Origin of the sequence: Thermus sp. NEB1569 (assembly GCF_022385295.1) — a bacterium.
Taxonomy (GTDB): domain Bacteria; phylum Deinococcota; class Deinococci; order Deinococcales; family Thermaceae; genus Thermus; species Thermus scotoductus.
On sequence record NZ_CP092445.1, the window covers coordinates 586,057 to 600,522 of the forward strand.

Here is a 14,466-nt window from a genome sequence, read left to right on the forward strand (position 1 = left end):
TAAGGGATGGGCTTGACGACGTTTCGCCGCTGGCGCTACGGGGGGGAGGAGGAAGCTCAAGCCCCCTCCAGTACCACCACCCCCCTTCCCGAGAACTTCCCGGGGCGGGCGCTTCTGCTCGGGGCGGGGTACGGCACCCTCGAGGCGGTGCGGGACGCCCCAGACGATGCCCTTCTGGGAATAAAGGGCATCGGAAAGAAGCTCCTGGAGGAGATCAGGCATGCCCTACGCCAGCAGGGCTGACCTGCGCGCCCTCGGGCTTCCCGAGGCGGCCCTGGCCTCCATCCCGGACGTGGAGCAGGAGGCGGCCCTCGAGGCTGCCTCCGCCCTGGCGGACTCCTACCTCCGGGCCCGCTACGACCTCCCCCTCGCTTCCTGGGGGCGCGGGCTCACCCGGGCCGTGGCCCTCATCGCCGCCTACGACCTCATGAGCCGGAGGGGGTACGACCCCACCCGGCCCGGGCAGGAGAACCTGCGCATGCGCTATGAGGACGCCATCCGCTGGCTGGAGGGGGTGGCCGCAGGGAAGGTGGACCCCGGGGTAGAGGACGCTACCCCCGAGGTTTCCTCCACCGCCGTCCAGGCCGTGACCCGCGAGCGGAGGTGGCCGTGAGTGTGCGCGGGGATTTTGACGAGCTGAAGCGGCTCCTGCGTGGCTTTGAACGGCTAACCCGGCCCGGGGCCCTGCGGGAGGTGTCCCGCGCGGCGGCGGAGGGGGCCATGAGCGCCCTCATGGACCGCTTCCGCACCGCCACCGACCCGTACGGGAGGGCGTGGCCGCCTTCCCTCCGGGCCCAGCTGGAAGGGGGGCAGACCCTTTCCGACACCGGGCGCTTGCGGCGGTCGTTTTCCGTGCAGAATGTGACCGAACGAGGCTTCGTCATCGGCACCAACGTGCGCTACGCCGCCGCCCACCAGTTCGGGGCGGTGATCCGCCCCCGCCGGGCACGTTACCTCCGCTTTCGCTTGGCCGGGGGGCGTGGGGCGCGGAAGGGCGGGAGAGGGCGGTGGGTCACCGCTAGCCGGGTGGTGCTCCCCGCCCGGCCCTTCTTCCCCGAGGGGCATGACCTCGGGGAGTACGCCGAGCGCATGCGCGAGGCTATCGCCGCCTGGCTGGAGGCCGAGCTGTGATCGCGGAGTTCATCCAGGTCCTCGCCCAGGAGCTTCCCGCCGTGCCCATCTACGTGGGGCTCGCCGGGCTGGACGAGCACGCCCACCCGCCCCGTCTGGTGGTGGTGCCCGAGCGGGAGACCCTGGAGGCCTCCACCCAGTACACCTTCCCCGCGCCCACAGGCCGCCCCCTCTACGCCCGGCGGGTGCGCCTCTCCCTCTACCTCTGGGCCAGCGCCTACTCGGACGTGGAGGGGATGCTGGCGGAGGTCCTCACCGCGTTGCGGAAGCGGCTGGGCACCCTCGCCCAGCCGCGGGACGGGGAGTGGGTGGAGGGGGGAGCCATCGCCCTGGGGGTGGCCTACCGGCTGGGCCTCGAGGTGGTGGCCCCGGTGGAAGAGCGGGAGCAGTACGTAATCCTGGAGCAGTTAGCCATGCAGTGCGGAGGTTGAGTATGCCTAGGAAGGACGAGACCCAAGAGGTTCAGGAAGAGCCCCGGCGCCCCTACGAGGAGTGGGCGCGGGAGCTCGGCACCCCAGGGTGGCTCCTCGCCGCCGCCAAGACGAAGGCGGGATGGGCCCTGGGGCAGGAGGTGACCCGCAAGGAGTACGAGGCTGCCCTTGAGGCGGCCCAGGGGGAGGTGATCAGGAATGGCTAACCTGCCCGGGGTGTACCTGAACATCCAGGACGGCAACCTGGGCGTCCTCCCGGCCCTGGGAGAGGGCGTGCACGTCAAGATCGGCGTGGCGAGCCAGGGGCCCGTGAACGAGGTGGTGGCCCTCTCCGACACCAAGCGGGCTAAGGAAACCTTTGGGTCTGGCCCTCTCCTGGAGGCCATCGGCGTGGCCTTCGCCCAGGGGGCGGGGGCCATTTACGCGATCCGGGTGAACGCCAGCGTGGCGGGCACCGTGGGCACCATCAGCAAAACGGGCACGGGCACGGGTACCCTGGCGGCAAGCGGTAGCCCCCTGGACGCTTACGAGGTGGTCGTCCGCATCACCCGCACCGGGGCCAGGGGGACTGCCGCCTTCGTCTACTCCTTGGACGGCGGAGATAACTGGAGCCCGGAGATCGCCGTGCCCTCTGGGGGCACCTACACCCTGCCCGGCACGGGGCTCACCCTCACCTTCACCAACGGCGCCACCGAACCCTCTTTTGTCCAGGGGGACGAGTTCCGCTTTACCACCACCGCCCCCGGCTACACCCTGACCGACCTCAACGCCGCCATAGACGCCCTCTTCGCTCAAGCCCAGCTCCGTTACCAGTTTATCCACGTCGTGGGGGCGGCTACCCCAGCAGTGGCCGCCGCCGTGGACGCCCGCATGGGGGAGGCGGCCAGCCAGCACCGCTACATCTGGGCCATCCTGGACGCCGAGGACAAGTCGGACAGCCAGCTCCGCACTGACTGGGCCAGCTTCGCTTCCACGCGGGTGGGCGTGGGGGCTGGGTACGCCGAGATCGCCAGCCCCATTACCGGGCGCATCCACCGCAGGCCCATCTCGTGGTTGTGGGCGGGACGCCGGGCAGCCCGCCCCGCCCAGGAGGACGTGGGCCGGGTGGCTTCTGGCCCCCTGGTGGGGGTGGTGCGGCTCCACCGGGACGAGTATGTCAGCCCGGGCCTGGACGAAGCTCGCTTCACCACGGCCCGCACCTATCCGGCGTATGCGGGCTACTACCTGACCCAGGGCCGGCTCATGGCCCCGCCCGGCTCGGACTTTGAGCTGGACCAGTACCGCTCCGTGATGGACCTGGCCTGCACCGTGGCGTACCAGGCGGGGCTTAGGTTCGTGAACGAGTCCATCCGCGTGGACCCCGCTACGGGGGGCATCGCCGAGAAGGACGCGGTGCGGGTGGAAGGGTACATCGCGGGGATGCTCAGAGCGGCTCTGAAGGGGAAGGTGAGCGAGATAGAGGGCCAGCCCGCCGTACGGGTGACGGTGGACCGCACGGAGAACATCCTCTCTTCCCGCCGCCTCCCCGTGTCCATCGCCATCATCCCTCTGGGCTACGCCAAGTTCATCAGCGTGGAGATCGGGTTTGAGAACCCGGCGCTGAAGGTGGGGTGATCTGAATGGAGGTCAGGAACACCAAGCTCTACGACTTCTCCTCGGTGGAGCTCATAATTGACGGGGAGACCATCCCTGTGGACGCCGAGGTGGAGTACAGCGTCCCCGAAGTCCAGGAGGAGTACATTTACAAGCAGGGGAAGCCCGTGGGCCGCACTCCCGGGATGGTGGAGCCCGTGGAGGTGACGGTCAAGCTCCCCAAGGACATCTACGACCAGCTCCTGGACAAGTGGGGCAACGGGTTCCAGGACAAGGAGATGGACATCCAGGTGGTCTACGCGGGCACGGACGGGCAGACCACCGTGGACCTCATCCGCGCCTTCCGCCCCACGGGCGGGGGGAGCGTGAGCGTGTCCAAGGGAGCGGAGCCGGTGATGGTGGAGCTCAAGGGGAAGGCCCTCGAGGTCCTGCCCCGGTCCAAGGCCCCCTTCCGGGCCAAGTGAGGAGGGGTAGATGCCTGAGCTGAAACCCGCAGACGAGCAGGACCTCCTCCTGGAGCACGGGGAGGTCTACGTGGCCGAGGGGCGCTGGGGCAAGGCGTACTTCCGCCCGCCCCAGGAGCCCGAATACAGCCGCTTCGTGGCTACCGCCGCCCGTGAGGGGGCGAACCTCTACGCGGCGCAGAAGACTCTGGTCCTGGACTGTCTCCTGAAACCCTCGCGCGCTGAGTTCGCCGAGATCGTTCGCCAGCGGCCTGGGCTCGTGCCGCGCATTGCCGCCGACCTCATCGCCCTGGCCCAGGACGAGGAGGCCCGGTTTCTGGCGCCGCTCGGTTGAGGTCTACCAGCAAATCCTGAAGGAGCGGAACGTGGCCCTGGCCGCCAAGTGCCTCTTAGCCTACCGCAGGGGGGAGCGCTCCCCGGAGGCGGCGGCCGGGGCCATGCTGGAGGCCGCGAGCCACCTGGCCCTCATCCCCGACCGTGGATAACCGCCTGCAGTGGATCTTTGAGCTTCGCGCCCAGGTTGCCGGACTCACCGCCGCCGTCAGACAGGTGCGGGAGTTCCAGCGGGCGGTGGTGGGGGCTACCTCCGCCGCCCGCGCGGCCAGCGCGGGCATGGGGGCGGAGTTCAGGGAGACGGGCTACGCCGCCCGCTCCCTCTCCCTGGCCCTGGCAGGGGTGGGGGCGGCCCGAGGAGGGTTCGCGGCCCTCGCCTCCGGGGCGGCCAGGGCCAGGGCGGAGATGGCCGCCCTCTCCTCCAGCGTTTTCAACCTCCGCAACCTCCTCATCGCCGGGACGGCGGGGTACGGGGCCAAGCTCGTCATAGACGCGGTTTCGTTTAAGGAGAACACCCTCATCGCCTTCCAGACCCTCCTAGGCAGCCGCGAGGAGGCGGAGCGGATGATGCGGGAGGCGGTCAGGTTCGCCGCCGCCACCCCCTTTGAGACCCGGGATGTGATCGACGCCTACCAGCGGCTGCTCACCGCCGGGTTCAAGCCGGTGGAGATCCCCGTGGTGCTCAAGGGGGTGGGCGACCTGGCCGCCCTCAAGGGGTTTGACAAAGGGGTTATCGACCGGGTGCTCTACGCCATCCAGCAGATCCGGGCCAAGGGCCGGTTGCAGGGCGAGGAGCTCATGCAGCTGGCCGAAGCCGGGGTGCCCCTGGGTAAGGTGTACGAGGTTTTGGGCCGCCGCATCGGCAAAAGTGCAGACGACGTGCGCAAGCTGCAGGAGGCGGGGCGGATATCCGCCGACCTCGGCATCGTTGCGGTCCTGGAAGCGCTGCGCGATACCGTCTCCGGTGGGCGGTTGGGTTCCATGATGGACCGCACCAGCCGGAGCATCTCCGGGTTGCTGTCCACGCTGCGCTCCCGCCCCACGGAGCTCCTAATGGACATCAACCTTGACCCCGTGCGCAACACCCTCGCCAACCTGGTAACGCTCACCGACACCACCCGCCGGACGGGGCAAAGGTTGAAGGCGATGCTGGAGCGGTACATCGGTGGAGCGTTTAGGAGCGTGTTTGGTAGCCTCGCCGACGCTACCGACCCCTCGAGGGCCGAAGCCAACCTGAACCGCTTCCTGGACAGCGTGGAGCGCACGATTGCCCAGGTGAGCCTGGCGTGGCAGCGCATCCGCCCCGCCATCGTGGAGACGTGGCGCGGGGTCATGGACGGCATCCGAGCCGCTCAAAGCGTGGCCCAAACCGTGGCCCCCGTTCTAAACGCCGTGGCCCAAGCGCTCGGAAGCACAGCAGGCGGCATGGAGGCTTCCACCACCTCTGGCTTCCGGCTCCTGGGAATGGGAATCGCCCTGGCCGGAGCGTGGCGGCTTCTCAACCTCCTCACCCTGGGCATGGCGGGGAGCGTGGTGCGCTGGGGCGGGCTGGCGGTGCTGTGGTTTGGCCGCGCGGGGCTCGCCGCCCTGCGCTACGCCGTGGCCCACCGGGCGGCCATCATGGCCGCGGCTTCCAGCATGGGCCCCATGCTGGCCCGCTTGGGCATGGGGGCGCTAACCATCCTCCGGCTGGCCACCCCCTGGGGGCTGGTGGCTACGGCGGCGGCGTTTGCCGTGGGCTACATCATCCGCAACTGGGACAGCATCAAGGCGTTTTTCGGCAAGCTGTGGGGCACGCTTACTTCGCAAGCCAGGTCCGCATGGGCCGGATTCGTGAACGTTGCCCTGGGGGCTGGAAGGGCGGTATGGGACTGGTTCCGCTCCTTGCCGGGCCGCATCGTGGAGGCCGTGCGTGGGGCGGGGAGCCGCTTCGTGGAGGGCCTGCGGGAGATCGTCCGGCGTGTCCCTGGCGGGGACCTCCTCCTGCGGGCGCTGGACGCGGCGGGGGGCGTGGCCCGCCAGGCGTGGGAGTGGGGGAAAGGCGTGGCCCGGGCTATTGGGGACGGGGCCAGAGAGGGGCTCGGCATCCGTTCCCCCTCGCGGGTGTTCGCCCACATCGGAGCCATGACCGCCTTAGGCCTTGCCGTGGGCCTGCAAAACGCTGCGCCTATGGTGGAGCGGGCCACCCAAACGCTGCTCCAGGCGACGCAGGTGGCTCCTGCGATAGAGGCCGCCATCAGACTGCCGGAGGGCGCGCCTAAGCGCCCCGAACCCCCTAGGGCCTCAGAGCCTCTAGAGGTGGCCCTTCCCAAGTTGGAGCCTCTAGAGGTGGCCCTTCCCAAGTTGGAGCCTCTAGAGGTGGCCCTTCCCAAGTTGGAGCCTCTAGAGGTGGCCCTTCCCAAGTTGGAGCCTCTAGAGGTGGCCCTTCCCAAGTTGGAGCCTCTAGAGGTGGCCCTTCCCAAGTTGGAGCCTCTAGAGGTGGCCCTTCCCAAGTTGGAGCCTCTAGAGGTGGCCCTTCCCAAGTTGGAGCCTCTAGAGGTGGCCCTTCCCAAGTTGGAGCCTCTAGAGGTGGCCCTTCCCAAGTTGGAGCCTCTAGAGGTGGCCCTTCCCAAGTTGGAGCCTCTAGAGGTGGCCCTTCCCAAGTTGGAGCCTCTAGAGGTGGCCCTTCCCAAGTTGGAGCCTCTAGAGGTGGCCCTTCCCAAGTTGGAGCCTCTAGAGGTGGCCCTTCCCAAGTTGGAGCCTCTAGAGGTGGCCCTTCCCAAGTTGGAGCCTCTAGAGGTGGCCCTTCCCAAGTTGGAGCCTCTAGAGGTGGCCCTTCCCAAGTTGGAGCCTCTAGAGGTGGCCCTTCCCAAGTTGGAGCCTCTAGAGGTGGCCCTTCCCAAGTTGGAGCCTCTAAAAGCGTTCTCGCCCGTTCCCTCTGATGTAGTTCTTCCAGTGGTGGACATCCCCAGGCCGCCCAGGGCTCCTGAGGTGGTGGACATCCCCAGGCCGCCCAGGGCTCCTGAGGTGGTGGGGCTGAAGGTCGTGCCTACTCTCCGCTCGCCCGAGGCTCCCCCGCCCCCTCCCGCTCCTCTCCACCCCGTCGTGACCGCGCTAGCCCCTACCACGAGGGAGACCGTGGTCCACATCCACGTGAACGGGGCACAGGATCCACGGAAGGTGGCCCGCGAGGTGGTGGCGGCCATAGACCACTGGGCGGCGGGGCGCATCGTGGTGCTGGGCCTCGAGGCCCTGGCCTCGGAGGTGGGCCATGACGCATGACGAGCTCGTCATCGTGGGCCCTAGCCGCTGGCGCATCGCCCCCGACCCCAAGGCGGACATCGTGGGGCAGGTGCGGGTGAGCGTGCGAGGCGGGGGCCTGCGCGAGTCCACCGTGGAGGTGCCGGGGCAGGACGGGGTGGTGTCCACGAAGCTCGGCTATTCCCCGGCGGAGGTCACGGTGGAGGTACGCGTGGCCGACTTCGGCCAGCTGGACCGCATCCGGCGCTTCGCCGAGGTCTACCGCAACCGGCGCGGGGCGGAGAAGCACACCCCTGTCCAGCTCGTCCACCCCGCCACGCACCGCTGGGGCATCCGGGAGGTCTACCTGGTGGACCTAGAGGAGGCCCCCCTGGACTGGCGGGAGGGGTACCGGCTCACCCTCCGCTTCCAGGAGTGGTGGCCGGAGACGAGGACGAAAAAGGCCGCCAAGCAGCAGGGCAGCGGCGCCGGAGGCGGGGACGGGCTCCTCGGTCAGGGCGCGAGCGTCCTGGAGGTGGACCGCCCCTCTAAGGCTCCCCCGCCTCCGCCTAAGAGGTAGCTATGGCGAGCTTCATCCTTGGGAATGACCCCATCGCCACCGGAGAGGTGGTGCGGCCCTACCCCGGACGGGCCCACGCCACCCTCCTCCTCGGGGTCCCTCACGGGGAGCACTCCGTAACCGAAGGGGCGCGGGCGCCCCTGCGCCTTTTCCATGACGACGTGGAGCTCGTCCTCCATGGCACGCCCGTCCAGATCATGCGCACCCCGGAGGGCTGGCCCCTGGTGCGCTGGGTGGCCGGGGCGGGCGCCCTCCACCGCGTCCTGCGCCCCCGCTACTACCAGGGCGTGCCCGCCCGCCTGGTGGCGGAAGACGCCCTGAAGGAGGTAGGGGAGAAGCCTGGGGCGCTGGACCTGCCCAGCGTCCTCAGGGCCTGGGTCCGCCACGCCGAGAGCGCCTACCGGCTCCTCTGGCGGCTGGCGGAACGGGAGGGGCGGGCGATCTACGTGGGCGAGGACGGAAAGGTCCACGCGGAGCGCCCCGAGTGGCCCAAGGGCCCCGAGGTGCCCGGGGCGAAAGCCCTCGGCCCCGGGGCGTACCTAGCCCCCCTGGACCTCTCCCTCCGCCCGGGCGCGGAGGCCACCCTCTGGCTAGGTGGGGTGCGGGTGCCCGTCCGGGTGAGCCGAATCGTCTATCGGCTGGAGAAGGCCACGATGGAGGTGTGGCGTGCGTGAGCGAGCCGTTCGCGCTCTGAAGGCCCTCGGGGTAGACGAGGGCATAGACTTCCTCGCCCTCTACCCGGCGGAGGTCCTCCTGGACCACGGGGACATGCACCTGGACCTCCGCCCGGACGACCCGCGCTTCCCTCACCTCGTCCGGGTGCCCCTGCGCGTGTTCCTCCCCGGGGCGTACGTGCGGGTCAAATCGGGTAGCCGGGTACTCCTCGGGTTTGAGGGGGGAAACCCTGAGCGCCCCGTGGCCTACCTGTGGGAGGCCGGGGGAACGGTGGTGGTAGAGATCCGCTCCGTGTCTGGCCGCCGGGTCCGGGTGGACGACGAAGCGGGAGAGATCCGGGTGGAGGACCCCGTCCGGGTCGTGGTGGACGCCCCCCAAATCCTCCTTGCCGGGGACGGCCCCCCTGTGGCCCGGGTGGGGGACCCGGTGCAGGTGGGGGTGGCTGTGGGCCAGATAATCGGCGGCAGTTCCAAGGTCTTTTCGGGGTGAACCATGACCGACTTCGGGACCGACATCACTGAAGAGCTGACCTGGCGCCGGGTCTCCGGCCTGGAGAACCTGGCCCGGGCCATCGCCCGCCGCTACATCACCCCGAGGGGGGCGCTCTGGTACGCCCCGGGGTACGGGCTGGACCTGCGGCGCTACCTCAACGAGGCCATGACCCCAGAGCTCCTGGAGGAGATGCGCATCCTGGTGGAGCAGGAGGCCGAGAAGGACCCCCGGGTGCGCTTCGCCGAGGCCAGCGTGGCCCCAGAACCGGACCACCGCGTGCGGGTGGCCCTGCGCTTGGAGACGGACCAAGGGCCCTTTGACCTGGTCCTCAGCGTGGACCGGGTGAGCGTGGAGGTGCTGGATGCCTACCCTGGATGAGCTCCTGACTCCGCCCTCGCGGGACCAGCTGCGCCAGCGCCTCATAGAGGCCCTGCGGGACATGGGTTTTCCCCTCAACGATTTCAACCCAGGTGCGGTGGGGCGGCACGTGGCCGTGGAAGCCCCGGCCCTGGGGCTGGAGGACCTGTGGCGCATGGTGGCAGCCATCGCCCGGGGGGGCTACCTCTCCACCGCGTCCGGCCCGTGGCTGGACCTCCTGGCAGAGGAGTTCTATGCTCTCAAGCGGAAGCCCGCCGCCTTTACCTGTGGCGTGGTGCGCCTCTCCGCCCTGCCGGGGTTCGGTCCCTATGAGATCGGCCCCGGGGACCTCTGGGTGGGGACGGCGGACGGGAAGCGCTACAGCAACATCACGGGCGGCACCCTCCCCCAAGGGGGCACCCTGGACCTCATCGTCCAGGCGGAGTCCCCTGGGGCACTTTTCAATGTTCCGGACGGGGCCATCACCGTCCTCCACACCCCCCTGCCGGGAGTGAGCGTGGTGAATCCCACGGGGTGGCTCGTGGAGGCGGGGGCGGACGAGGAGACAGACGAGGAGCTACGGGCCAGGTGCCGGGCGCGCTGGGCGGAGCTCGGGGGCGGGGCCACGAAAGCGGCCTACGAGTACTGGGCCCTCACCGCTCACCCCAGCGTGACGAAGGTGCGGATACTGGACGACCACCCCAGGGGTCAGGGGACTGTGGACGTGGTCATCTGGGGGGAGGGGGGTATCGGGAGCGAGGTGGTGGGCGTCGTGGACGCCTATGTCCAGGCCCGCAGGCCGCTCACGGCGAACGTCCTGGTCTACGCCGCTACCCCGCGCGTGGTGGCCCTCTCAGGCGTGGTCTACGCCGTTCCCGGAGCCCTCACCCAGGCTCAGGCGGCGGTGGACCGGGAACTCGCCGCCATGCAAAGGGAGGTTCCGATCGGTGGCATCCTCTACCGCAGCCGGATCATTGAAGCTCTCTTCGCCCGTCCCCATGTGACCAATGTGGTGCTCTCCAGCCCCACCGGAGACATCGCCCTGGGGACCACAGAGGCCCTGGTGCTGGACGCTAGCGGGATCAGCTACGAGGAGGCGGCATGAGCTACGAGGAGTGGATGGAGAAGGCCCAACCCCCCTGGCTCCAAAACGAGGCTGGGCGGCGCTGGGCCAGGGCGCTCGGGCGCGTCCTGGACGGGGCAGTGGACGGAGCACGGGACGCCGTGCTGGCCCGCTACCCCAGCTATGCCCCTGAGGACGCCCTAAACCTCGTTGGGGAGGGCCGCGCCCTCCGCCGCTTCCCCCCCGACGAGCCGGACGCCTCCTACCGGGAGCGCGTCCGGCACGCCTGGGACTGGTGGCTCCGGGCGGGGACGAAGCCCGGCATGGAGGCCGAGCTCGCCCGCCTCGGCTTCCACGCCAGGGTAATAGAGGGACCCTTTGAAACCTACTTTGACGGCGCCTGGCGCTTTGGGGACTACGAGGGCGCTTTCACGGGCCCTGCCTGGGCGGAGTTCATTTTGGAGGTCAGTCCAGCGGGGCCCTGGACCGCGCGGGAGCGGGCCTACCTGCGCCACGCGGTCCAGGAGCTCAAGCCCGCCCACGCGGTCCTGCGGGAGGTGCGCCTCCTCCTCCAGGACGGGCGCGTCCTGCGCCTCGCCGCCCTCCCGGCGGGAGAGGTCTGGGACCTCGGGCGCTTTGGGGAGTTCTACTTCGGCGAGGTCCTAGGGGGGGCGTGGGTGGCGGGGCTCGGTGGGACCGCGTGGCTGGACTCGCGGCGACTGGAAGGAGGGGAGTTTGATGGGGAGTGGAGTTTCGGCGAGCGTGGTTTCTAGGCGCACATGGGGCCCCGTGCCCCGGGGGGTCTTCCTCCTCCCGCAAACGGGGGAGGCCCGGGCCCGGGCGAGGACGGAGGCCGTGGAGCGGAGGGTCTACGGCCCTCCCCTGGACGGCTGGCCCTTTGCGGGCGGGGAGCCCTCTATGGCCTCCCTCGGGCTCGGCCTCGCCTGGGCGGCGGAGGAGCGGGGCAGGGTGCAGGGCCCGCCCTTCGGGGAGGTGGAGTTCTAGATGGCGTTCACGCAAGCGGCGAAGCGGCTCATGCTCCAGGCCCTCATGGACGCGGTGGTGGAGGCGGGGTGGGGGACTTCTGGCGCGGCTACGGCCGGTAGCCTCACCAACCCCGTCTACACCAACCTCATCAGCAAGCGCCTGGAGGGGGACAGCGCGGTCTTTGAGTACGCCCTGGCCTGGGAGGGCCTAGGGGTGCGCACCCTGCGGGAGATCGCCCTCTTCACAAGGGATGAGAACGGAAACCGGGTCATGCTCTACCGCCGCACCCGGGACCCGGTGGACCTGGAGGTGGGGATGACGGTCATAGATCGGCTCACGGTGCGGCTGGAGGAGGTGTAGCGTGCCCACGATTGAAGAGCTTCTGGATTTTCTGACAAGCCGGGGCATCCCGGACGAATGGCAGCCCGCGGAGACCATAGAGTCGGGCGGGGGGACGATCCCCAAGACCTCTTCTAAGGGGCTCGTCCGCAGCTCCACCAACGAGATCATTGAGGTCGGGGCCTTCGCCCGCATCATGGCCCAGTACGCCATGCGGGACCGGGCGGCCATGCGGGCGGCGGCGGTGCTGGGAAGCCTCGCCCTGGACCAGGCCGCCCTGGCCCACAAGGCCTTCGCCGACCTGCGGCAACGGGTCTGGCAGGCGGGCAGGGTCTACATCCCCTGCAAGTACGTGGTGAGCGGGCTGCAGGTTAGCCAAGGCAACGGGCGCTCCCTCTCCATCGCCGCCGGGGTGGCGGTGCAGGGGGGGATACGGATGCGCTACGCGGAGCGGCCCAACGTCATCGCCGTGCCCACGAACCCGGGGACGACCGCGAAGACCTACATTCTCAGCCTCACCAACGACGGCGCGGTCCAGCTCACCGAGGGGAGCACCGCGCCCGAGGGGGGGCTGGGCCTGGCCCGCATCACGGTGCCCGCGGGGGACGTGGGGGCGACCTTCGCGGGGACGATCACCGACATCCGCACCGTGACCCCCAGCACCTTCTTCCCCCCGGTCCTCCCGGATGTGACCGTGGCCCTGCCCTACCCCATGCCCGACACCGACTATCACGTCCTCCTTCACGTGGAGAGCGCCTCGGACATGGGGCGGGTGGCCCTGGAGGTGGTGGGCAAGACTAAAAACGCCTTCACCCTCAGCAACCGCGGCACGGCGGACGACATCGTGGTGCGCTGGGTGGCCTACCACCCGGCCTGGAGGTGAGCATGCAGGTGGAGCGCGCGACGGCATACGGCGAGCGGTACTGGGAGCCCCACCTGGAGGGCACTACCCTCCACCTCGGGGGCCTGGAGCTGGATCTGGACGCCCTCTCCGGCCCAGAGCCCAGGCGGGTCCTCGTCTACGCCCGGGGGGAGGAGGCCAGCCTGGAGCCCACGGACTGGCTCGTGGCCGAGCTCCTCCTCCCCGCCCGGGGCGTGGAGCAGGTTCAGGTGGGCGAGGTGGTCTACGAGGACGAGGAGGGCGGCACGCGGGTGGAGCCCGTCTACGAGGCGCGGCTCCAGCCACTGGACCTGGAGCGGGTGGTTCTCAGGCTCTTCCCGCTCCCGTTTGAAGGAGGTGCAGCATGATCTTCAGCGTGAAGGACTCTTTGCGGCAGGCGGTGGAGGCGGCCAGCGGTGGGCTGTGCACGGTGATGTACACCAAGCGGGGCCAGCCCGTGTTTTTGCGCAGGATCCCCCGGTTCAACCTGGAGGACATTGACCCCTCCCTGGGCACCGGCCCCCACCCGGCCTTCGTGGTGGGCGGCGAGGTGAAGTCGGAGATCTGGATCGGTCAGTTTCCGGGCATCGTCAGCAACGGCGAGCTTATCAGTGTGCCCGGGGTGGACCCCGCGAATGCGATCAACTTCGATGAGGCTTTGGGCTATGCCCGCGCTAGCGGCCCGGGCTTCCACCTGATGACCAGCGCAGAATGGGCCGCGGTTGCCCTGCTAACTTGGAAGTCCCGCGGAGCCGGGGACGACCCCGTGCGTGGCAACACCCAATGGGGACGTTCGCACGAGGCTCAATGGGAGGCTGGGACGCGCCAGAGCGGGGACGCCCCGGGGGAGAACACGTATGCTCAAGGCCGGAGCGGCCGCACCCTAACCGGCTCGGGACCGGCCACCTGGCGGCATGATGGCACCCCGGCGGGCATCGCGGACCTCGTGGGTAACGTGTGGGAGTGGGTGGCGGGTCTCCGGCTCGTGGACGGCGAGATTCAGATCATTCCCGACAACGACGCGGCCTTCGCTTCCACGGACATGAGCGCCTCCTCTCCCCTCTGGAAGGCCATCCGGGCCTCAGACGGGGCGCTGGTGAGCCCCGGCACCTCGGGAACGCTGAAGTACGACATCAACCCCAATAAGAGCTACAGTAACGACAACACTGTGCAGGACCTGGGCCCTCTGACCCTCCGCACCACCACCAAGACGCCCCCCGCGGGTTGGGATTCGAACACCTATCAGGACTACGCCTCCGCCCTGTACAAGGATTTGGCGGTGGACACCGGGATTACCGTGCCCAACCTGCTTAAAGTCCTGATGCTCGTCCCGCACACCACCCACATCACCAAGGGGAGGCTGTTCGCCCGCCCCTACGGTGAACGGCTCCCGATCCGTGGTGGCCACTGGTGGGATGGCGGTGGCGCGGGGCTCGCCGCGTTGTACCTGGTCCTCCCGCGCGGCCACCGGTCGTGGGATGTCGGGGCCCGCCCCGCTTTCGTGCTCTGAACTCTGGAGATCTGATGGGAAACGAGCCCCTCTAACCGGGATGCGGCCGGGTGGGACAAGCGTCTCGTCATAGCCCCCGCCTGGCCCACCTGGCCCCACGCGGGGTACGTGGTGGTGGAGGACAGGAGGGTGGAGGTGCGAAGAGTCAGCCATTAGCACCCAAGAAGAAAGGAGGTGAAACATGAAGCCGTTCTGGCGGTCTAAAACTTTCTGGAGCGTCCTGATCGCGGGCCTCATCGGCCTCTGGAACGCCCTGGTGCCCGAGACCGGGCTTCCGCCCGTGCCGGACTGGATTATCACCGTCCTGGCCGCCCTCGGGCTCTACGGGCGGACGGTGGCCCAGGGGCCTCTGGTGGTGTCCCGTGCGTCTGGCGATACTCGCACTGACGCTGACCGCTCTCGCCTGCGGTAG

General features: G+C 69.4%; 21 protein-coding genes. All 21 read left to right on the forward strand.

Annotated features, from left to right (window positions below; all coding sequences use genetic code 11):
• Nucleotides 1–6 precede the first annotated feature (6 nt).
• The 21 genes from MI302_RS03750 to MI302_RS03850 all read left to right on the forward strand — a co-directional run bounded on the left by MI302_RS03750 (nucleotide 7) and on the right by MI302_RS03850 (nucleotide 14,466).
• On the forward strand, nucleotides 7–243 hold the full coding sequence (locus MI302_RS03750; RefSeq protein ID WP_239726253.1) for a helix-hairpin-helix domain-containing protein: 237 nt from the start codon (nucleotides 7–9) through the stop codon (nucleotides 241–243).
• Nucleotides 221–613: a phage protein Gp36 family protein gene (locus MI302_RS03755; protein WP_135260734.1), complete on the forward strand. Its 393-nt coding sequence runs from the start codon at nucleotides 221–223 to the stop codon at nucleotides 611–613. The genes MI302_RS03750 and MI302_RS03755 overlap by 23 nt, the downstream gene beginning before the upstream one ends.
• Nucleotides 610–1,131, forward strand: a complete 522-nt coding sequence (locus tag MI302_RS03760; protein WP_239726254.1) for a phage virion morphogenesis protein — start codon at nucleotides 610–612, stop codon at nucleotides 1,129–1,131. The genes MI302_RS03755 and MI302_RS03760 overlap by 4 nt, the downstream gene beginning before the upstream one ends.
• Complete coding sequence (locus MI302_RS03765) at nucleotides 1,128–1,562, forward strand: hypothetical protein (protein ID WP_135260736.1); 435 nt, start codon at nucleotides 1,128–1,130, stop codon at nucleotides 1,560–1,562. Before MI302_RS03760 ends, MI302_RS03765 begins: the two co-directional genes overlap by 4 nt.
• Before the next feature lie 2 nt (nucleotides 1,563–1,564).
• Nucleotides 1,565–1,768, forward strand: a complete 204-nt coding sequence (locus tag MI302_RS03770; protein WP_071677406.1) for a hypothetical protein — start codon at nucleotides 1,565–1,567, stop codon at nucleotides 1,766–1,768.
• Nucleotides 1,761–3,176 (forward strand): DUF2586 family protein, encoded by a 1,416-nt coding sequence (locus MI302_RS03775; RefSeq protein WP_239726255.1) that lies wholly within the window; start codon nucleotides 1,761–1,763, stop codon nucleotides 3,174–3,176. The genes MI302_RS03770 and MI302_RS03775 overlap by 8 nt, the downstream gene beginning before the upstream one ends.
• A gap of 5 nt (nucleotides 3,177–3,181) precedes the next feature.
• Entirely contained in the window at nucleotides 3,182–3,619 is a 438-nt protein-coding gene (locus MI302_RS03780) for a hypothetical protein (RefSeq protein ID WP_239726256.1), read from the forward strand.
• Nucleotides 3,620–3,629: 10 nt separating this feature from the next.
• The gene (locus tag MI302_RS03785) at nucleotides 3,630–3,953 is read left to right on the forward strand and encodes a hypothetical protein (protein WP_003047207.1); all 324 of its coding nucleotides are present in this window, start codon (nucleotides 3,630–3,632) and stop codon (nucleotides 3,951–3,953) included.
• 143 nt (nucleotides 3,954–4,096) lie between these two features.
• Entirely contained in the window at nucleotides 4,097–7,213 is a 3,117-nt protein-coding gene (locus MI302_RS03790) for a tape measure protein (RefSeq protein WP_239726257.1), read from the forward strand.
• Nucleotides 7,203–7,751 carry a hypothetical protein gene (locus tag MI302_RS03795; RefSeq protein WP_239726258.1) on the forward strand — a complete coding sequence of 183 codons (549 nt, stop codon included), beginning with the start codon at nucleotides 7,203–7,205 and terminating at the stop codon, nucleotides 7,749–7,751. Before MI302_RS03790 ends, MI302_RS03795 begins: the two co-directional genes overlap by 11 nt.
• A gap of 2 nt (nucleotides 7,752–7,753) precedes the next feature.
• The gene (locus MI302_RS03800; protein WP_239726259.1) at nucleotides 7,754–8,425 is read left to right on the forward strand and encodes a hypothetical protein; all 672 of its coding nucleotides are present in this window, start codon (nucleotides 7,754–7,756) and stop codon (nucleotides 8,423–8,425) included.
• Nucleotides 8,418–8,915, forward strand: coding sequence for a hypothetical protein (locus MI302_RS03805; RefSeq protein ID WP_239726260.1), 498 nt, complete (start codon nucleotides 8,418–8,420; stop codon nucleotides 8,913–8,915). Before MI302_RS03800 ends, MI302_RS03805 begins: the two co-directional genes overlap by 8 nt.
• Nucleotides 8,916–8,918: 3 nt before the next feature.
• Complete coding sequence (locus MI302_RS03810) at nucleotides 8,919–9,296, forward strand: hypothetical protein (RefSeq protein WP_239726261.1); 378 nt, start codon at nucleotides 8,919–8,921, stop codon at nucleotides 9,294–9,296.
• Nucleotides 9,280–10,380 (forward strand): baseplate J/gp47 family protein, encoded by a 1,101-nt coding sequence (locus MI302_RS03815; protein WP_239726262.1) that lies wholly within the window; start codon nucleotides 9,280–9,282, stop codon nucleotides 10,378–10,380. Before MI302_RS03810 ends, MI302_RS03815 begins: the two co-directional genes overlap by 17 nt.
• Nucleotides 10,377–11,111 (forward strand): phage tail protein, encoded by a 735-nt coding sequence (locus MI302_RS03820; RefSeq protein ID WP_239726263.1) that lies wholly within the window; start codon nucleotides 10,377–10,379, stop codon nucleotides 11,109–11,111. The genes MI302_RS03815 and MI302_RS03820 overlap by 4 nt, the downstream gene beginning before the upstream one ends.
• Before the next feature lie 16 nt (nucleotides 11,112–11,127).
• Complete coding sequence (locus MI302_RS03825; RefSeq protein WP_239726264.1) at nucleotides 11,128–11,343, forward strand: hypothetical protein; 216 nt, start codon at nucleotides 11,128–11,130, stop codon at nucleotides 11,341–11,343.
• Complete coding sequence (locus MI302_RS03830) at nucleotides 11,344–11,685, forward strand: hypothetical protein (RefSeq protein WP_239726265.1); 342 nt, start codon at nucleotides 11,344–11,346, stop codon at nucleotides 11,683–11,685.
• A 1-nt stretch (nucleotide 11,686) separates the two neighbouring features.
• Nucleotides 11,687–12,547 (forward strand): hypothetical protein, encoded by an 861-nt coding sequence (locus MI302_RS03835; protein ID WP_239726266.1) that lies wholly within the window; start codon nucleotides 11,687–11,689, stop codon nucleotides 12,545–12,547.
• Between the two features lie 2 nt (nucleotides 12,548–12,549).
• Nucleotides 12,550–12,912: a hypothetical protein gene (locus MI302_RS03840; RefSeq protein ID WP_239726267.1), complete on the forward strand. Its 363-nt coding sequence runs from the start codon at nucleotides 12,550–12,552 to the stop codon at nucleotides 12,910–12,912.
• Nucleotides 12,909–14,054, forward strand: a complete 1,146-nt coding sequence (locus tag MI302_RS03845; RefSeq protein WP_239726268.1) for an SUMF1/EgtB/PvdO family nonheme iron enzyme — start codon at nucleotides 12,909–12,911, stop codon at nucleotides 14,052–14,054. Before MI302_RS03840 ends, MI302_RS03845 begins: the two co-directional genes overlap by 4 nt.
• Before the next feature lie 181 nt (nucleotides 14,055–14,235).
• A complete protein-coding gene (locus MI302_RS03850) occupies nucleotides 14,236–14,466 on the forward strand; it encodes a hypothetical protein (protein ID WP_239726269.1) in 231 nt (76 codons plus the stop codon).